20 protein-coding genes and 1 pseudogene are annotated in these 18,039 nt (G+C 67.9%); 13 read left to right on the top strand and 8 right to left on the bottom strand.

What is annotated here, in order from left to right:
* The first annotated feature begins 192 nt into the window (after positions 1-192).
* Together EV191_RS23980 and EV191_RS23975 are read left to right on the top strand one after the other, a co-directional pair.
* Entirely contained in the window at positions 193-1,101 is a 909-nt protein-coding gene (locus tag EV191_RS23980) for a heme o synthase (RefSeq protein ID WP_132879782.1), read from the top strand.
* A gap of 44 nt (positions 1,102-1,145) precedes the next feature.
* Positions 1,146-1,712 carry an FKBP-type peptidyl-prolyl cis-trans isomerase gene (locus EV191_RS23975; RefSeq protein ID WP_132879630.1) on the top strand — a complete coding sequence of 189 codons (567 nt, stop codon included), beginning with the start codon at positions 1,146-1,148 and terminating at the stop codon, positions 1,710-1,712.
* 78 nt (positions 1,713-1,790) lie between these two features.
* Here the strand turns inward: EV191_RS23975 and EV191_RS23970 are convergent, their stop codons facing one another.
* Positions 1,791-2,756, bottom strand: coding sequence for a quinone oxidoreductase family protein (locus tag EV191_RS23970; RefSeq protein WP_132879628.1), 966 nt, complete (start codon positions 2,754-2,756; stop codon positions 1,791-1,793).
* A 107-nt stretch (positions 2,757-2,863) separates the two neighbouring features.
* Between EV191_RS23970 and EV191_RS23965 the strand changes: the two genes are divergently transcribed.
* The 4 genes from EV191_RS23965 (at position 2,864) to EV191_RS23950 (ending at position 5,683) form a co-directional block, all read left to right on the top strand.
* A complete protein-coding gene (locus EV191_RS23965) occupies positions 2,864-3,778 on the top strand; it encodes a TIGR03619 family F420-dependent LLM class oxidoreductase (RefSeq protein ID WP_132879627.1) in 915 nt (304 codons plus the stop codon).
* A gap of 164 nt (positions 3,779-3,942) precedes the next feature.
* Complete coding sequence (locus EV191_RS23960; protein WP_132879625.1) at positions 3,943-4,260, top strand: hypothetical protein; 318 nt, start codon at positions 3,943-3,945, stop codon at positions 4,258-4,260.
* Positions 4,257-5,162: an ATP-grasp domain-containing protein gene (locus EV191_RS23955; protein WP_132879623.1), complete on the top strand. Its 906-nt coding sequence runs from the start codon at positions 4,257-4,259 to the stop codon at positions 5,160-5,162. Before EV191_RS23960 ends, EV191_RS23955 begins: the two co-directional genes overlap by 4 nt.
* Positions 5,163-5,248: 86 nt before the next feature.
* Positions 5,249-5,683, top strand: a complete 435-nt coding sequence (locus EV191_RS23950; RefSeq protein ID WP_132879622.1) for a hypothetical protein — start codon at positions 5,249-5,251, stop codon at positions 5,681-5,683.
* Here EV191_RS23950 and EV191_RS23945 read toward each other — a convergent pair.
* The 4 genes from EV191_RS23945 to mptB all read right to left on the bottom strand — a co-directional run bounded on the left by EV191_RS23945 (position 5,664) and on the right by mptB (position 10,132).
* Complete coding sequence (locus EV191_RS23945; RefSeq protein WP_132879781.1) at positions 5,664-6,599, bottom strand: COX15/CtaA family protein; 936 nt, start codon at positions 6,597-6,599, stop codon at positions 5,664-5,666. The two genes, EV191_RS23950 and EV191_RS23945, sit on opposite strands and share 20 nt — an antisense overlap.
* A 125-nt stretch (positions 6,600-6,724) precedes the next feature.
* Positions 6,725-7,441 carry an ABC transporter permease gene (locus EV191_RS23940; RefSeq protein ID WP_132879780.1) on the bottom strand — a complete coding sequence of 239 codons (717 nt, stop codon included), beginning with the start codon at positions 7,439-7,441 and terminating at the stop codon, positions 6,725-6,727.
* A 74-nt stretch (positions 7,442-7,515) separates the two neighbouring features.
* Positions 7,516-8,454 carry an ABC transporter ATP-binding protein gene (locus EV191_RS23935; protein ID WP_132879620.1) on the bottom strand — a complete coding sequence of 313 codons (939 nt, stop codon included), beginning with the start codon at positions 8,452-8,454 and terminating at the stop codon, positions 7,516-7,518.
* Positions 8,455-8,518: 64 nt separating this feature from the next.
* Positions 8,519-10,132, bottom strand: a complete 1,614-nt coding sequence (gene mptB / locus EV191_RS23930) for a polyprenol phosphomannose-dependent alpha 1,6 mannosyltransferase MptB (RefSeq protein WP_165913076.1) — start codon at positions 10,130-10,132, stop codon at positions 8,519-8,521.
* A 101-nt stretch (positions 10,133-10,233) separates the two neighbouring features.
* Between mptB and EV191_RS23925 the strand changes: the two genes are divergently transcribed.
* From EV191_RS23925 to EV191_RS23895, 7 genes are read left to right on the top strand one after another with little or no spacing between them, the layout of a single operon-like run.
* Positions 10,234-10,962, top strand: coding sequence for a helix-turn-helix transcriptional regulator (locus tag EV191_RS23925; protein WP_132879619.1), 729 nt, complete (start codon positions 10,234-10,236; stop codon positions 10,960-10,962).
* Positions 10,959-12,419, top strand: coding sequence for a Fe-S cluster assembly protein SufB (gene sufB / locus EV191_RS23920; RefSeq protein WP_132879617.1), 1,461 nt, complete (start codon positions 10,959-10,961; stop codon positions 12,417-12,419). Before EV191_RS23925 ends, sufB begins: the two co-directional genes overlap by 4 nt.
* Position 12,420: 1 nt before the next feature.
* The gene (gene sufD, locus EV191_RS23915) at positions 12,421-13,608 is read left to right on the top strand and encodes a Fe-S cluster assembly protein SufD (protein WP_132879616.1); all 1,188 of its coding nucleotides are present in this window, start codon (positions 12,421-12,423) and stop codon (positions 13,606-13,608) included.
* A gap of 36 nt (positions 13,609-13,644) precedes the next feature.
* Entirely contained in the window at positions 13,645-14,415 is a 771-nt protein-coding gene (gene sufC / locus EV191_RS23910) for a Fe-S cluster assembly ATPase SufC (protein WP_132879614.1), read from the top strand.
* A 22-nt stretch (positions 14,416-14,437) separates the two neighbouring features.
* On the top strand, positions 14,438-15,766 hold the full coding sequence (locus tag EV191_RS23905) for a cysteine desulfurase (RefSeq protein ID WP_132879613.1): 1,329 nt from the start codon (positions 14,438-14,440) through the stop codon (positions 15,764-15,766).
* Positions 15,766-16,215 (top strand): Fe-S cluster assembly sulfur transfer protein SufU, encoded by a 450-nt coding sequence (gene sufU / locus EV191_RS23900; RefSeq protein ID WP_132879611.1) that lies wholly within the window; start codon positions 15,766-15,768, stop codon positions 16,213-16,215. The genes EV191_RS23905 and sufU overlap by 1 nt, the downstream gene beginning before the upstream one ends.
* Positions 16,212-16,655, top strand: coding sequence for a metal-sulfur cluster assembly factor (locus EV191_RS23895; RefSeq protein WP_132879609.1), 444 nt, complete (start codon positions 16,212-16,214; stop codon positions 16,653-16,655). The genes sufU and EV191_RS23895 overlap by 4 nt, the downstream gene beginning before the upstream one ends.
* A gap of 19 nt (positions 16,656-16,674) precedes the next feature.
* Here the strand turns inward: EV191_RS23895 and aroQ are convergent, their stop codons facing one another.
* The 3 genes and pseudogenes from aroQ to EV191_RS30205 all read right to left on the bottom strand — a co-directional run.
* On the bottom strand, positions 16,675-17,160 hold the full coding sequence (aroQ, locus tag EV191_RS23890; RefSeq protein ID WP_243659190.1) for a gamma subclass chorismate mutase AroQ: 486 nt from the start codon (positions 17,158-17,160) through the stop codon (positions 16,675-16,677).
* The gene (locus tag EV191_RS30675) at positions 17,150-17,356 is read right to left on the bottom strand and encodes a hypothetical protein (protein ID WP_132879606.1); all 207 of its coding nucleotides are present in this window, start codon (positions 17,354-17,356) and stop codon (positions 17,150-17,152) included. The genes aroQ and EV191_RS30675 overlap by 11 nt, the downstream gene beginning before the upstream one ends.
* Positions 17,353-18,039: pseudogene (locus tag EV191_RS30205) on the bottom strand (hypothetical protein); the annotation flags it as partial. The pseudogene EV191_RS30205 and the gene EV191_RS30675, both read right to left, overlap by 4 nt.

Raw genomic sequence — 18,039 nt, 5'->3', positions numbered from 1 at the left:
TCGCCGAATGCGGAGACCAACCCGAGTTGACGAGGAGCGAGATGCTGGCGGCTATCGCTGGGCAGGCAGTGCCAGACAGCGGACTGACTAGGTGCGCGACCGCTATCCGGGATCGCCGTGCATAAGCACGAGGAGGCAGCGCGCTCGTCGGAAGCCGCGCCAGAAACATCCGAGACGGACGCCAGCGTCGCCGTGCCCACGCGCCGGACCGTTCGCCAGGTGATCGCCGGCTACGCGGCGCTGGCCAAGCCCCGCGTGATCGAACTACTGCTGGTCACGACGATCCCAGCGATGTTCCTCGCGGGGCGAGAGTTTCCGGACCCGTTGTTGGTGCTGGTCACCTTGGTCGGCGGCACGATGGCGGCGGGCAGCGCGAACGCGCTGAACTGCGTGCTCGACGCGGATATCGACAAGGTGATGAATCGCACCAAGCGGCGTCCGCTGGTGCGCGATTCGGTACCCCGGCGCAACGCGCTGATCTTCGGATTGCTGCTGGGCGCCGCCTCGGTCGCGGTGCTGTGGTTCGGGGCGAACCCGCTTGCCGCGATGCTCGCGGTAGGGACCATCGCCTTCTACATCTTCGTGTACACCCTGCTGCTCAAGCGGCGAACCTCACAGAATGTGGTGTGGGGTGGCGCGGCCGGCTGCATGCCAGTGGTGATCGGCTGGGCAGCGGTGGATCATTCGGTGCAATGGCCAGCACTGGTGATGTTCGGCGTGATCTTCTTCTGGACACCGCCACACACCTGGGCACTCGCCATGAAGTACCGCGAGGACTACGAGCGCGCCGGCGTGCCGATGTTGCCTGTCGTCGCGACGCCCGAGCACGTGGCGAAGCAGATCGTCGTTTACTCCTGGGTGATGGTCGGCTGGTCGCTGCTGCTGATTCCGGCAACCAGCTGGCTGTACGCGGCGTTCGCGCTGCTTGTCGGTATCTGGTTCCTGTTCTTCGCGCACGGCCTGTATCGCGATGTGCGGGCCGGCGAGGAAACCAGGCCGATGCATTTGTTCCGGCGCTCCAACACCTACCTGATGGTGGTCTTCGTCGCGATCGCCGCGGATGCCGCCATTGGCCTGCCGATGGTCGGCCTGCCTTGGTGAGGCCCGATGATCGGCCCGCGCGGCGGACTGCTTAAGTTGTGCCCATGCGTACTGCGTGGAAGTTGAGTTTGGCGCTAGTGGCCTCCGTGGCTCTTGTTGGCTGCACTCCGGACGAGCAGGACTCCCCGGAGCAGGCCAGGAGCACCGCGACGGCCGGATCCGAGCAGCAGGCCGAGCAGGGTGGGACCGAGTCAGCGCAGCCGTGCACCGCCGAGGACATCGAGGTGTCCGGCGAGGCAGGACAGGAGCCGGACATCACGCTCCCCGAGGACTGCGCGCCGCCCACCGAGCTGATCAGCGAGGAGCTGACCCCTGGCAGCGGCCCCGGCGTGCAAGAGGGCGACAACGTCACGGTGAACTACAAGCTGGTTGCCTGGTCGGACCAGCAGGAGAAGGACAACTCCTGGGACAGGGGTGAACCGTTCACCGTCGAGGGTGTTGGCTCCGGTCAGGTCATTCCCGGCTGGGATCAGGGTCTGATCGGCATCCGGCAGGGCGAGCGCAAGCTGCTGGCGATCCCGCCGGAGCTTGGCTACGGCCCGCAGGGCCAGGGTGAGATCGGCCCGGACGAGACGCTGGTGTTCGTCGTGGACGTGGTTCGCGTCGGCTGACGCTGAATCTCGCGCCGGACAGCCGAAACGACGGCCGGACGGGATGCCGCGGCCAGCGCGTCCCGTCCGGCCGATTCGCTACGGCAGCAACAGCAGCTTGCCGGTGGTTTTCCGGCCCTCCAGATCCTCGTGCGCTTGCCGGGCCTGGTCGAGCGGATAACGCCCACCGATCCGTACCTGAAGGGCCCCTGCGGCGATCGCGTCGAACAGCTCGCCGATCCGCCATTCCAGCTCGTCCCTGGTCGCCATGTAATCGCGCAGCGTCGGCCTGGTGAGAAAGATCGACCCCTGCGAGTTCAGCCGCTGCGGGTCGACAGGCGGGACCTGTCCGCTGGATCCGCCGAACAACACCAGGCTGCCCCTGCGGCGAACGCAGGAAAGGCTGTCGTCGAAGGTGGTTCTGCCGACTCCGTCGTAGACCGCCGCGACTCCTTCGCCGTTGGTGGTTTCCCTTACCCGCTCGGCGAAATCCGAGTAGCCATACACCTCGTCGGCGCCAGCTTCCTTGGCCAGCCGCTCTTTGTCCGGTGTGGACACCGTGCCGAGCACCCTGGCGCCGCGCGCCTTGGCGAGCTGGGTCAACAGCAGGCCAACCCCGCCGGCCGCGGCGTGGACCAGCACCGTGTCGCCTTGCTGAACCGGATAACTGGACGCCACCAGGTAATGCGCGGTCATTCCTTGCAACGGGATCGCGGCGGCGACCTCGTCGTGCACATCCTCGGGTACGCGCACCGCGTCACTTGCTGGAATCACCGCGCGCTCCGCATAGCTGCCCTTGGTCTGAGACCAGCACACCCGGTCGCCAGGCAGGAAGTCGGCGACCTCGGAACCTACCTCGATGACCCGACCAGCACCCTCCATCCCGGGGACGAACGGCAGATTCATCGGGTACACCCCACCGCGCTGGTAGGTGTCGATGAAGTTCACCCCGGCCGCCGCGACCTCGACGGCCAGCTCATGCGGTCCTGCCGAAGCTGATTCCGCTTCGCCGAACTCGAGTACTTCAGGACCGCCGGTGCTGCGGACCTGGATTGCGTTGGTCAAGGCGACCTCCGATGGTTGCGGCGTATCCGCTTGGCGACCAAGCGTTGTCAATCAACCTAACGTTCCAGATCCACGATTTTCGCCCGCGGCCAGGTAGCGTGCGTGCTGTGCTGATCGGATTCGGAGCGCCGATCTCCGGCGCGTGGGCCGGCCCTGCCAATCTGCGCAGGATCGGGCGACGCGCGGAGGAGCTCGGCTACAGCTCGCTGTGGACCATGTCCCGATTGCTCTCCCCGGAAGACAACTCGATGGGCGAGCAGTACCGGGAGGTGCGTGACCCGGTTGTCGCGCTTGCCTATCTGGCGGGGCAGACCGAGCGAATCAGGCTCGGGGTGGCGGTGCTGAACGCGCCGTTTTTCGCGCCGGTATTGCTGGCCAAACAGGTCGCTTCGCTGGACGAGGTCTCCGGCGGCCGGTTGGATCTGGGCCTCGGCGCCGGCTGGTCGGACGATGAGTACGCGGCCGTCGGTCTGCCCAAGAACCATCGAGGGCGGCGGATCGAGGAATACCTGCGGGTGCTTGACGTGCTCTTCGCCGACGACGTCGTCGAGTATTCCGGCGAGTTCTATCACGTACCGAGGAGCAGGGCGGATCCGAAACCGGTACAGCGGCCGCGACCGCCCATCCTGCTTGGCGGTACCGCCGCTCCGGCGTTGCGCAGGGCCGGGCGAGTCGCCGAGGGCTGGGTGAGCAGCAGTCGGGTCGATCCGGCCACCATCGGCACGTCCATCGACGTGGTGCGCGGCGCCGCGGCCGAAGCCGGCCGGGATCCGAACAGTCTGCGGTTCGTCTGCCGGGGCGTCGTACGGCTAGGGCCCGGCGGCGTGTCCAACCGTCGGCCGCTGACCGGTGACTTCGCCGAGATTCGCGCGGACCTACGGGAGCTGGAGCGGCAGGGAGTGACCGAGGTGTTCGTCGACCTCAACTTCGACCCCGAGGTCAGTTCGCCGGACGCGGACCCGGCCACTGCCCTCAGCCGCGCCGAAGAGGTTCTCGAGGCATTGGCGCCCGCCAATCGGTGAGCGAGCTTCGTCCTGCGGCCGCACTCGGCACGCCAAGCGTGAAGAACGCGGACACGCACAGTGATCGCAAGATCCCTGCACACTGCGGTTCGGCGGACGCCGGTGACGTCGTCGTGGTCCTGGTCACCTCGAACGCGAGTCGGTCAAGGTCGTAAGCTCGGGTCGTGGCTGAGCAACCAGAGGGCAAGACAGTCGTCGCGCCAGAGCGCGCCGTGGCCAGTGCGCGGGCCTTCGTCGCGGCACACGGCAAGCCCGCCCGCGCGGTGGTGTCGAATATCGGCCGCGCGGGAGTGCGCGTCGTGCTCGTCGGTACCGACGGCGCGGTTGGCGACGTGCTGGTGCGCGACGCCGATACGGCCGATGCGCTGATCGCGGCAGTAGAGGACTTGGACACGGCGAGCTGGGATGCCGAGACGACGGCCGCCGCCAAGATCGGTTCCGGGCATCGCCGCCGGATGGCCGCATCCCTGTTACGCCGATGAGCGACCGGGTACTGCTGGTCGGTTGCGCGGCGCTACCGGAAGGCGACGGCGACGATCAGACGGTCGCGGTCGCGCTGCGGGCGCTTGGACTGCGCGCTGAATGGGCGGTGTGGAGCGATCCTGCCGGCGATTTCGGCAAGGCCGATCTGGTCGTATTACGGGCGAGCTGGGACTACGCGCAGCGCAGGGATGAGTTCCTGCGCTGGTGCGCCGCGGTTCCTCGGCTGGCCAACTCGGCCGCCGTCGCGCGCTGGAACACGGACAAGGCGTATCTGGTCGAACTGGCGGAGCGTGGCGTGCCGACGGTGCCAACCGAACTGGTGCGACCAGTGGAGGCGGTTGATCCAGCGTTCGCGAACTGGCCGGATGTCGAGTTCGTGATCAAACCGGCGGTGGGCGCGGGCGCACGTGGCGCGGCGCGGTTTCCAGCCGGTGCGACCGATGCCGCGGCACGGCACCTTGCCGCCGTGCACCGGACTGGCGTTGCCGCGCTTGTCCAGCCCTACCAGTCTGATGTGGATGCTTCGGGTGAGGTTGCGCTGGTGTTCTTCCGCGGGGTCTACTCGCACGCCTTCAGCAAGGCCGCGATCCTGCCGGCACGGTCCGAAGGCAGCGGCGCCGCGTTGGATGCGAGCGGCACCTTTGGTACCGAGAAACTGGGACCGGTCGAGCCGGAACCCGCCTACCGCGCGCTCGCCGAGGACGCCCTCGACGCCACCGCCGAACTGCTCGAGATCGATCGCGCGGAGCTCCTGTACGCGCGTGTCGACGTGTTGCGCGGAACCGACGGGCGGCCGCTACTACTGGAACTGGAGCTGACCGAACCCTCTCTCGGGTTCCAGACCGCTGATCCCGGGGCGCCGTTGCGCTTCGCTTCGGCTATCCGCGCCGCACTGCGCTAACCATGCCGGATCGTCCGACTGAGAAGGATCTCAGTAGCTCCCCGCAAGGATTGACCGAAAAGCCGGGAACTTTCGAGGGGTGCCTGATGGTCGATCGGCGGCGAACGGTAGTGGCGCGAATCCTATTGGGACTGGCCAGCATCAGCGCCTTGGTCGCGGCGGTGACCGAGATGGCCACGGTGACCGAGGCGGATTCCGCGCGGCTGATGGTGGAAACCTGGCGGGTTTACGGCCTTGCCACCTTCGCCGCGCTGTTCGCGCTGCTTGCTTGTCAACCCCACGGCAAGCGTGCGCTGTGGCATATCGTCATCGCCAACAAGATTCTCCTGGCGCTGACGTCGATTGGTTTCGTGAGCGGCCTGCTCGGTCCCGGCGAGGTCGCGGGCGCGGGCGAGGCCGCGATTGCCGATTCCGCACTGTCCGTCATGCTGCTGGCGAGCTATGTGCTCTGCCGGGCATGGCGCGTGGGTACCCGGACTCAGGTGCGCGAGGTGGTTCCGGCTACGGCGTCCGTTCCGTAGCCAGCGCTGGCTCGGGTCGCGCGGGGAAGGGCGCGTCCTGGGGGAGGGCACCGCGCTCGCGGCTGGCGCACCAGAGGGCGGCGGCCGCGATGGTGGTGCAGGCCGCGCCGAGTACGTGCAACGAGACCAGCATCTCGGGGACTCCGAGCAGGAACTGCACCATGCCGATGGTGCCCTGGGCGAGCACGGCCAGCCACAGGATGCCGTAGCGGCGCCAGAAGCTCGCGGGCGCGCCGCCCCCGCGGGCTAGCCAGCCGAGCAGCAGCAACACGGCGAGGAAGAAGTACAGCAGTGCGCTGTGCACATGCGCGAGCACCTCGACGGGCAGTTGCAGTCGAGGCGTTTCCGGATCGCCCGCGTGCGGCCCCGCGCCGGTCACCAGGGTGCCGGCGACCTGCACCGCGCCGAGTGCCGCTACCACCGTCCACAATGGCGCGCGAATCCGGCCCCGCGCCACCGGCTTGGGCGGCTCGTCGCCTTCGGTGAACGCGTGCAGCAGCAGTACCGCCGCCCAGGTGAGTGCGGTGGAGGCGAGGAAATGGACGGCCACCGTCCACCAGATCAACCCGGTGAGCACGACGATCCCGCCGATCCCCGCCTGTACGACGACACCGAGCGGCATCGCCCACGCGAGCAGGATCAGTCGCTTACGGCGCGGGCGTAGCCGGAGCGCCACGATGACGCAGAGCGCGGCGGCGATCCCGACGATCCCGGTGAGCAGGCGGTTGCCGAACTCGATCCACTGGTTGAGCATCGCGTATTCCGGATGCGCCACCGGAAACATCCGGCCGGAAATGCACTGTGGCCAGTTCGGGCAGCCCAGTCCGGAACCGGTGACCCGGACGACCGAACCGGTGACACCGATGCCGGCATTGGTCACGATCGCGAAGATCGCGACCGCCTTGCGGACTCGCATGCTCGGGTAGGGCAGGCGATCGACCAGACGGAGGAACCATGAGACAACCGGCACGAGTTGATGGTATGCAGCGGCTCAGCGCGCGAACCCGGTACCCCCGAACTTCGGGGACCGCCTGTCGTGACTCAGGAGAGCTTCGTCGTGCGGATCGCGAGCAGCCCGGCGAGCACACCCCAGCCGGCGAGTACCAGGAACGGCGCAAAGCTGGGCGCGTCCCCCGTAGTGAGCACGGTGTGCAGGCCTTCGGTCAGCGCGCCGGACGGCAGCGCGGCGACGAGCACGTCGAGGCCGGTCGGAAGCGCCCCCGGCATCAGCAGGATGCCGCCGGCGAGTAGCAGCACGAACCAGATCACGTTCGCCAGCGCCAGCACGACCTCGGCCTTCAGCGCTCCGCCGAGCAGCACGCCGAGCGCGCCGAAACTCAACGTGCCGAGCAACACCAGGACCAGCGCCCACAGCAGTCCGCCGAGACTGGGGGACCAGCCGAGCGCGAGCGCGACCGCGCCGAGGACCAGAAGTTGGATCGCGACCACGATCAGCGCGGCGACGACCCGTCCGGACACCAGCAACCAGCGCGGGAGCGCCGTCGCGGCCAGCCGCTTGAGTACCCCGTACCTTCGATCGAAACCGAGGGCGATCGCCTGTCCGGTGAAGGCCGAGGACATCACGGCGAGCGCGAAGATCCGTGGCGCCACGGAGTCCACCCGAGGCTCGGCCATATCGATGACGTCGAGCACCGTCAACCCGATCAGCAGTGCCACCGGGATGAGCAAGGTGAGCAGCAGTTGTTCGCCGTTGCGCAGGGTCAGCGTTGCCTCGGTCTTCGCGTGTACCCGCAGCATGCGCCAGGCACTGCCGGTACCCGGCCGCGGAGCGAAGGTGCCTGGCTTGAACCGGCTATCGGTCGAGGTATCCGTCACGATCGCAGCTCCCGCCCGGTGAGCTCGAGGAAGACCTCTTCGAGGTCCCGCCTACCGACCCGCAGCTCCTCGGCGAGCACTCCCTGTTGCGCGCACCACGAGGTGACCGTGGACACCACCTGTGGGTCCACTCGCCCGCGCACCACGTACGCGCCCGGATCGCCTTCCAATACGACGCAGCCCTCGGGTAGCGCGTCGGTGAGCAACTGCACGTTCAGGCCGGCCTGCGCCCGGAAGCGGAGCTGCTGGCTGGCGTTGGCGTCGGCGGTGAGCTCGGCCGGGCTACCTCTGGTGACCACCTTGCCGTGGTCGACGATCACCACCTGGTCGGCGAGCGCCTCCGCTTCGTCGATCAGATGCGTGGTGAGCAGCACGCTGACGCCGTCTCGCCGCAGCGCGCCAAGCAACTCCCAGACCAGCCGGCGGGACTGCGTGTCCAGCCCTGCCGTCGGCTCGTCCAGGAACACCAGCTCTGGCCTGCCGACCAGCGCGCAGGCCAGCGAAAGACGCTGCTGTTGGCCGCCGGACAGTCGCTTGTACGGGGTGCCCAGCGCGGGCTCCAGCCCCAGTACCTCGAGTAGCCAGTTCGGATCGAGCGGGTCGGCCGCGCAAGCGGCGACCAGCCGGAGCATTTCGCCCGCGCGCACCGCGGGATAGGCGCCGCCGCCCTGCGGCATCACGCCGACCCGGGGGCGCAGCGAAGCGTGCTGGCCAACCGGATCGCACCCGAGCACCCGGACCGTGCCGGCATCGGCACGGCGGAAACCTTCGCAGATCTCCACGGTGGTGGTCTTTCCCGCGCCGTTCGGGCCGAGAAGTGCCAGGACCTGGCCGCGTGGCATCTCCAGATCCAGCCCATCCACTGCGGTGGTGGATCCGTAACGCTTGACGAGACCGGAGATCGCGACCGCGGAAGTGTTCTCGGGCGCGTTCACGACTGTCAAGCGTAGGTGTAGCCGCCGGGCGGCAGCGGTCAGGGGCCAGCTGGGTTGTCGAGCGTCACTGGTCGCTGGCGCTGCGGCGACGCGTCAGCGGGTAGACCCGGTGCAACACGACGAGCGCGATGAGCACGACGACGATCCCGCCGAGGTACCCCTGGGTCAAGACGAAGGACCGGCCGTCGAAGGTACTACCGGTGGGTGGCAACACCACCGCGAGTACGGCGCTGACGAGCGTGGCGAGTTTACGGAACCGGGAATCCCCGGCGGATGCGGCGAGTGGGATCACCGCCCAGAGCAGGTACCAGGGCTGCAGCGCGGGATGCAGGATCAGGAAGGCGCCGAGCGCCGCGCCCAGCGCGATCACCGGGTGGCGTTTGCCGTGGAAGGCATCCCACAGCAGTTTCAGCGTGATCACCGCGGCGAGCACGGTGGCGAACCCATAGATCACCGAGGTGACCGCGACGCGGTGATCGCCGAGGTCGAACCACATGCCGAGAACGCCGCCGAGGTTGCCGAGCTGGGATACCGGCGACATCCAGCTGCGCACCATCGCCGGGGTATCCAGCGCGCCGATCCAACCGAAGCCGAGCCCGCTGCCGACGCAGAAGCCGACCACGGTGATCGTGACCACGACGGTCTGGATGGCGGCGGCCCGGAACAGGTGCCGGTAGCCGCCGCCCCAGCGTCTGGCCAGCATCACGCCGTAGAACCCGAGCGCGACGATCGCCTGCACTTTCACCAGCACGGCGAGGCTGAGTACGACCGAACCAAGCAGGATGCCGAGTAACTCGTGCCGCTGGGTCGGTGGCGGTGGCTGCCCGCTCGGTCGTTTGGGCAGCCACCGCAGACCGAACACGAGTCCGGCCATCATCAGCCCGATACCAAGGGCTTCGTTGTGCGCTCCGGCGATCAGGTGGAACAACACCAGCGGGTTGGCCGCGCCGAGCCACAGTGCGGTGGACGGGTGCACGCCGAAGCGTTTGGCCAGCCGGGGCAGTGCCCACACGATCAGCGCGACCCCGGCGAGCGCGAACAGGCGCTGCAGCATCACCCCGGTGACGACCTGGTTGCCGACCAGGCTGCTGATTCCGCTGCCGAACATCAGGAACAGTGGGCCGTAGGGCGCGGGCGTATCGCGCCAGATATTCGACACGCCTCTGGTCAGCGGGTGTTCCACGCCGAGTGCGTTCGCGGGGCCCTGGATATACGGGTCGAGCCCGCGGTACACGATCTCGCTCTGCGCGAGATAGCTGTACACGTCCCTGCTGAACAACGGTGGAATCACCAGCAGCGGCAGCATCCACATCAGCAGCGTGCGGTCGAGCTGTGCTCTGCTGACGATCCGCGCCGCCTTGGGACGGGCGAACCGGCCGAGGAGCAGCCAGCCGATGATCATCATGCAGATACCGGCGAAGGCACAGGCAAGCGCGACGGTGGAGAGCCGGCCGAACAGCCCGATCACCGGCCAGCCCTGCAGCGGGTTGACGACGGGTGCCGCCCCGGCGCCGAGCGAGCCGACCGCGAGTAGCAGCGCGCCAACCGTGCCGAACCGCCGGATCGCTTCCAGGGACCGGCGCTCGCCCGCGTCCAGGGGCTGGTACTGCTCGCCGGACGCGGCGGGTGGCGGCGCGTGCGTTACCGCGCCACCGTCTACCGTTCTGCCCGCCGTCACGTTCGGCAGCCTATCGACCCTGCCCCGCAGTGACTCCAGTCACCGTCGGCAGGGGTGACTTTGCCGGCTACCCGGAAATAAGACACAATAATGTTGTGAAAATGACCGGAGCGGAGAAGTCGGCCGATACGGCGACCTCGCCCGCCGAGCAGGCGGACGGTGGCACTCGCCGTAGCGTCGCGCGCCTGCTGCTCGAACACGGTCCGATCACCGCGGCCGTGGTGGCTGAGGAGTTGTGCCTCAGTCCGACGGCCGTGCGTAGGCATCTGGACGGACTGGTCGCCGATGGCGAGGCAGCCGCGCGGGAGGCTCCGCGTCGGGGTGCTCGAGGACGCGGCCGTCCGGCCAAGTTGTTCCTGCTCACCGAGGCGGGCAGGGCTCGCTTTGGACATGCCTACGACGATCTCGCCGTCGCCGCGCTGCGCTTTCTCGCGGAGAACGGCGGGGCACAAGCCGTGCGGGAGTTCGCCGAACGCCGCATGGCGACACTGGTGGAGCGGCACCGCTCCGCGGTGCTGGCCGAGCGGGAACCGTCCGCAAGGGCGGCCTCGCTCGCGGCCGCGCTGACCAGTGAGGGTTACGCTGCCTCGACGCAACATCTCGGTAGTGGTGAGCAGCTGTGTCAACACCACTGCCCGGTGGCCCATGTGGCTGCCGAGTTCCCCGAGTTGTGTGAGGCCGAAACGGCGGTGTTCGCCGACCTGCTCGGTACGCACGTGCAGCGTCTGGCGACGATCGCGAACGGCGATGCCGCATGCACCACCCACGTACCCGTGCAATTACCCGCGGGTAAGAACGCACCAACCCTGGATGGAGGGAAGCCCGCATGACTGCCGCTGCAGAGCAGCGCACACCCACCACGTCCACCGGTACCCAGCAACTGACGCAGGACGAGACCATCGCGAGTCTCGGTCGCTACGAGTATGGCTGGGCCGACGCGGACGTGGCGGGCGCGAGCGCGCGCCGAGGCCTGAACGAGGACGTTGTCCGGGACATCTCGGCGAAAAAGGACGAGCCAGAGTGGATGCTCGAAGCTCGACTCAAAGCGCTGAAGCTGTTCGCGCGCAAACCCATGCCGAACTGGGGCGCGGACCTCTCGGGCATCGACTTCGACAACATCAAGTACTTCGTGCGTTCCACCGAGCGGCAGGCCGCCTCGTGGGAGGACCTGCCGGAGGACATCAAGAACACCTACGACAAGCTCGGTATCCCTGAGGCGGAAAAGCAGCGCCTCGTCGCCGGGGTCGCCGCGCAGTATGAGTCGGAGGTCGTGTACCACCAGATCCGCGAGGACCTGGAGGCCCAGGGCGTGATCTTCCTGGACACCGACACCGGTCTCCGGGAGCACCCCGAGCTGTTCGAAGAGTACTTCGGCTCGGTGATTCCCGCGGGTGACAACAAGTTCTCCGCGCTGAACACCTCGGTCTGGTCCGGCGGCTCGTTTATCTACGTGCCGAAGGGCGTGCACGTCGACATCCCGCTGCAGGCCTACTTCCGGATCAACACGGAGAACATGGGCCAGTTCGAGCGGACGCTGATCATCGTGGACGAGGACGCCTACGTCCACTACGTCGAAGGCTGCACCGCGCCGATCTACCAGTCCGACTCGCTGCACTCGGCGGTCGTGGAGATCGTGGTGAAAAAGGGCGCCCGCTGCCGCTACACCACGATCCAGAACTGGTCGAACAACGTCTACAACCTGGTCACCAAGCGCGCCAAGGCGGAAGAGGGCGCGACGATGGAGTGGGTCGACGGAAACATCGGCTCGAAGGTGACCATGAAGTACCCCTCGGTCTTCCTGATGGGCGAGCACGCCAAGGGCGAGGTGCTTTCGGTGGCCTTCGCCGGCGAGGGGCAGCACCAGGACGCGGGCGCCAAGATGGAACACCTCGCGCCGCACACCTCGAGCACGATCGTGTCGAAGTCGGTGGCACGGGGCGGTGGCCGCACCTCGTATCGCGGGCTGGTCAAGGTAGCGAAACGGGCGCATCACTCGCGTTCCAGCGTGGTCTGTGACGCCTTGCTGGTGGACACGATCTCCCGGTCGGACACCTACCCGTACGTGGACATCCGCAATGACGAGGTGTCCATGGGCCACGAGGCCACGGTGTCCAAGGTGAGCGAGGATCAGCTCTTCTACCTGATGTCGCGCGGTCTGACCGAGGAAGAAGCGATGGCCATGGTGGTGCGCGGCTTCGTCGAGCCGATCGCCCGGGAGCTGCCGATGGAGTACGCGCTCGAGCTCAACCGACTGATCGAACTGCAGATGGAAGGAGCCGTCGGCTGACATGACGGTGACGGAAGACAATAACGTCGCCTCCGCGATGCGGGAGGGCGCCGGGGATACGCTCACCGGTCCGGCGACCTCCCGGGCCGAACGGTTCACCTCCTACGACGTCGAGGCCTTCGAGGTACCCGGCGGTCGGGAAGAGAACTGGCGCTTCACGCCGATGAAGCGGCTGCGCGGGTTGCACGACGGCTCCGCGGTAGCCAAGGGCGAGGTCAAGGTCGAGACCGAGGTCGCGCCCGAGGCCGTGGTGGAGACCGTGGGCAGGGAGGATTCCCGGCTCGGTGTCGCTGGCGTGCCCAGCGACCGGATCGCCGCGCAGGCGTACTCCTCGTTCACCACGGCGACCGTGCTCACGGTGCCGAAGGAGACGAAGACCTCGGGGCCGAACGTGCTCCGGCTGACCGGCCCCGGGGTGGGCAACACGGCCTACGGGCATCTCCAGGTCCGGCTCGAACAGTTCGCCGAAGCGGTCGTGGTGCTGGACCACCAGGGCTCCGGGACCTACGCGGACAACGTGGAGTTCGTGGTTGGCGATTCGGCCAAGCTTACCGTGGTCGCCGTGCAGGACTGGGCGGATGACGCCGTGCACGTCTCCGAGCAGCATCTGAAGCTGGGCAGGGACGCCACCCTGAAGCACACCGTGGTCACCCTCGGCGGCGATCTGGTGCGGATCTCGCCGACCGCGACCTTCGGGGACAAGGGCGGCGACGTGGAGTTGCTCGGCCTGTACTTCGCCGACGCCGGCCAGCACCAGGAACACCGGCTGTTCGTCGATCACGCCGTGGCCAACTGCAAGTCCAACGTGATGTACAAGGGTGCACTGCAGGGGAGCAGCGCGCACAGCGTGTGGATTGGCGATGTGCTGATCCGCGCGGCCGCGGAGGCGACCGACACCTACGAGCTGAACCGGAACCTGGTGCTGACCGAGGGGGCGCGCGCCGACTCGGTGCCGAACCTGGAGATCGAGACCGGGGAGATCGAGGGCGCTGGGCACGCGAGCGCCACCGGAAGGTTCGACGACGAGCAGTTGTTCTACCTGCAGTCCCGCGGGATCGTCGAGGAGCAGGCCCGTCGTCTCGTCGTACGCGGCTTCTTCCACGAGATTCTGATGAAGATCGATGTTCCCGAGGTGCGGGAGCGGCTGGAGGCGGCGATCGAGGCCGAACTCGAAGCCGTCGGCGCCTGACCACCACCCACGAGCGAAAAGACGTCAAGAGAGATCATGGCATCACTGGAAATCAAGGACCTGCACGCCGACGTCGTGACCGACGAGGGCAACAAGGAGATCCTCAAGGGCGTGAACCTCACGGTGAACGCCGGCGAGATCCACGCGATCATGGGCCCGAACGGCTCCGGCAAGTCCACCCTGTCCTACGCGGTAGCCGGGCACCCGAAGTACGAGGTGACCTCCGGTGAGGTGCTGCTGGACGGCGAGAACGTGCTGGAGATGAGCGTGGACGAGCGCGCCCGCGCCGGCCTGTTTCTCGCCATGCAGTACCCGGTCGAGGTGCCGGGCGTGTCCATGTCCAACTTCCTGCGCACCGCTGCCACTTCCGTGCGGGGCGAGGCCCCGAAGCTGCGGCACTGGGTGAAGGAAGTCAAGGAGGAGATGGGCAAGCTGGACATCTCCGCGGAGTTCGCGGAGCGCAGTGTCAACGAAGGCTTCTCCGGCGGTGAGAAGAAGCGGCACGAGATCCTGCAGCTGAGCTTGCTGAAGCCGAAGTTCGCGATCCTGGACGAGACCGACTCCGGTCTGGACGTGGACGCGCTGCGGGTGGTTTCCCAGGGAGTCAACGACTTCAAGGCCACCAGCGACGCGGGGATCATGCTGATCACCCACTACACCCGGATCCTCAAGCACATCACACCAGATGTGGTGCACGTGTTCTCGGAAGGCAAGATCGTCGAGTCCGGCGGTCGCGAGCTGGCCGATGAGCTGGAGGAGAACGGGTACATCAAGTACACCGGCAAGGGCGAACCGGCGTCGGTCTGAGCCTTCGAGAGGAGTTGGCGCGATGACCACCACCACGCCCAACCAAGCTCTGCTGGACGTCGACACCTTGCGTGCCGACTTCCCGATCCTGTCCCGCACCGTGCGGGACGGGAAACCGTTGGTGTACCTGGATTCCGGTGCTACCTCGCAGCGCCCACGGCAAGTGCTGGACGCCGAGCGGCGGTTCCTGGAAACCTCGAATGCCGCGGTGCATCGGGGCGCGCATCAACTGGCCGAGGAAGCCACGGACGCCTACGAGGACGCCCGTGCGCGACTGGCCGCCTTCGTCGGGGCCAGCACGGGCGAGCTGGTGTTCACCAAGAACGCCACCGAGGGCGTGAACCTGGTCGCCTACGCGATGGGCAACGCGGCCACCGCGGGTAAGGAAGCGGCGCGGTTCGTGCTCCGCGAGGGTGACGAGATCGTGGTGACCGAAATGGAACACCACGCGAATCTGGTGCCCTGGCAGCAACTCGCGCAGCGGACCGGTGCCACGCTTCGGTGGTTCGGGGTTACTGACGACGGACGTCTCGACCTGTCCAATCTGGACGAGTTGGTACACGAGCGCACCAGGCTGGTCGCGTTCACGCACCAGTCCAATGTGCTCGGTACGGTGAATCCGCCGGAGCGGATCGTGGCCCGCGCGAAGGAAGTCGGCGCGCTGACCGTGCTGGACGCCTGCCAGTCGGTGCCGCACGGCTCGGTGGACTTCACCGCGCTCGGCGTGGACTTCGCGGTGTTTTCCGGGCACAAGATGCTTGCCCCGTCGGGAATCGGCGTGCTCTATGGGCGCCGTGAACTGCTCGAAGCGATGCCGCCGTTCCTGACCGGGGGCTCGATGATCGAGCAGGTGTTCATGGAGCGGTCCACGTTCGCCGAGCCGCCGCAGCGCTTCGAGGCAGGCGTACCGATGACCTCGCAAGCGATCGGCCTGGGTGCCGCGGTGGACTATCTCTCCGCGATTGGCATGGATCGGATCGCGGCGCATGAGCACGCGCTGACCGAGGCCGCGGTGCGTGGCCTGGGGGAGATCCCCGGGGTACGGATCGTTGGGCCCACCGATGGGGTGGATCGGGGCGGGGCGATCTCGTTCGTCGTGGACGGCGTACACCCGCACGACGCTGGGCAGGTGCTGGACAGCCTCGGTGTCGAGGTACGTGTTGGGCACCACTGCGCGTGGCCGCTGCATCGCCGGCTCGGCATCCCGGCGAGTATCCGGGCGAGCGTGTACCTGTACAACGACGAATCCGATATTGCCGCGCTGCTGGCCGGGGTGCGCGAGGCGCAGCGATTCTTCGGCGTGGACACCGCGGCGCGGACTGCCTCGGCGGGGGAGGGGAGCCAGCCCTGATGCAGCTGGAAAGCATGTACCAGGAGATCATCCTGGACCACTACAAGAATCCGCACCGGCGTGGCTTGCGGGAGCCGTTCGATGGGGAATCCTTTCAGGTCAATCCCACCTGCGGGGACGAGGTCACGCTGCGGGTGCGACTGGACGGCGACACCGTGCAGGACGTGTCCTATGAGGGGCAGGGCTGCTCGATCAGCCAGGCTTCCACCTCGGTGTTGACGGATCTCGTCGTGGGGCACACCCTGGCGGATGCCACCAAGACCATGGACGCGTTCGTGGAGCTGATGCAGGGGCGCGGCAAAGTGGAGCCGGATGAAGAGGTGCTGGAAGACGGCATTGCCTTCGCCGGTGTGGCGAAGTATCCGGCCAGGGTGAAGTGCGCGCTGCTCGGTTGGATGGCCTTCAAGGACGCCGTGGTGAAAACGGACCAAGGAGTGGAAACCCGATGACCGCTGATTCTGGTGTGGACAGTCAACCGGGTGTGGATCAGCACGCTCCGGCCCAGGAGGACTCGGAACCGCGCGGCGCGGCCAGCCTGCCGGAGCCGCCGGCCGGGTCCGGGGCGGCGACCGCGGTCGAGGACGTGGAAGAGGCGATGCGTGATGTCGTCGACCCCGAACTCGGCATCAACGTGGTCGATCTCGGCTTGGTGTACGACATCCGGGTGGAGTCGGACAACACGGCCACCATCGATATGACGTTGACCTCGGCGGCCTGCCCGCTCACCGACGTGATCGAAGATCAGACAAAGATGGCGCTGACCAGCGGACCCGGTGGTGGCGTTGTCGATGACTACCGGATCAACTGGGTCTGGATGCCGCCGTGGGGTCCGGAGAAGATCACCGAGGATGGCCGCGAGCAGCTGCGGGCCCTGGGCTTTCGCATCTGACCGCGACCGACCCGGATCGCTAGTCGCAGAGCGACGGGGCGGCGCGGATCAGCCCGGCCCGGTGGATACCGGTGTGGCGGGCCTCGTTCGCGCCGCCCGGTTCGGTCGTGTCCGGTTCTGGGCTTACCTGGCGCAGCGCGATCATCAGGCGCGGCCGGCAGGACGGCTGTCCGCGGATTCCGGCAGTAGCGCGGATCTCGTTGAGCAGCTCACCGTTCAGGCGATCGATCACCGGCCGGATCTCATCGAGGTCCGGCCGTTCGGTCGGCCGTTGCGCGGGATTGGCTGTCCAGCCGTGGTGTAGGTAGCGCTGGACGAGTTTGTTCGCCTCGATCTGGTCGCGGAAAATCGCCACCGCCGCATCGGGCTCGATACCGCGTTCGACGGCTTGTTGCCGCACGGTGTCCAACACCTGCGCTTCCCGTTCCGGATCCTCGATGGGCTGCCCGGTACCCCATTTCGCGGCCGCGACGATATCCGCGGTGGCGAGCCGTTCACTGGCCACCACGAGCAGTGGACGCAGCGTCGGGGTGGGTCGCGGGGGAAGCAGCCGCTCCGGGCGTGAGCGGCGCGGTCAGCGCCAGTATCGCGGCGACCGCGAGTGCCGCGCGCGCCCCGAGTGTGTGGATCGCCCGGCCAACGATGCGGGGCGGAGTGTGCTGGAAATTGTGCGCCCCGATCCGCGGGACCTCGCCGGTCACTCGCCGATGACCGGCGGCGCGGTCAGCTGGTCGGTGCCGAATACGCCTTCGGCGTCCGGCTCGACCAGGAAGGACGCGCGCTGGTGCTCCTCATCCTCGCCGCCCTGGCCGCGGCCGCCACCCATGCCGCCGGCCATCGGCATGCCGCCGGCGCGTCCGCCAGCTGGTCCACCGGCTGCGAGGCCACCGCTGCCGGCCGCGCCGGCACCACCGGCACCGAGCGGGCCTGCACCGGTGCGTGCGCCCGCGCCAGGCTGTCCGGCACCCGCGCCACTGCCGGCTGAACCACCCGCACCGGCACCAGCGCCGGTGCCGCCGCCAAGTCGGCCTCCGCCGCCGAGTCCGCTGCCAGCGCCTGTGCCGATACCACTTCCGGTGCTGCTACCGCCGGCTCCGCCGCCGAAGCCGGTCCCGCCGCCAACCGGCCCGAAGCCGATACCGCCTGGCCCGCTGCCCGCGCCAGGATTTGCGCTCGCGGCCGGGTTGTAGCCAGGGCTGCCGGGCGGGGCGTAGCCGGCTGGGGTGGTGCTGCCCGGCACCGTGCTGCCCGGGCTGTCGCTGCCCGGTGTGGTGCCGATGCCGGGGTTGCCTGGTGAGCTGCCTGGGGTGTTCCCGCTGAAGCCGCTGTAGCCGGGCGAGTTGCCGGTGCCCGGGTTGCCCGTGCCGGGGTTGCCGGTGCCCGG

The sequence above is a fragment of the Tamaricihabitans halophyticus genome, assembly GCF_004340875.1.
Lineage (GTDB): Bacteria > Actinomycetota > Actinomycetes > Mycobacteriales > Pseudonocardiaceae > Tamaricihabitans > Tamaricihabitans halophyticus.
Note: the sequence above shows the minus strand (reverse complement) of the source record. Positions and strands in the feature narration are given on the sequence as shown.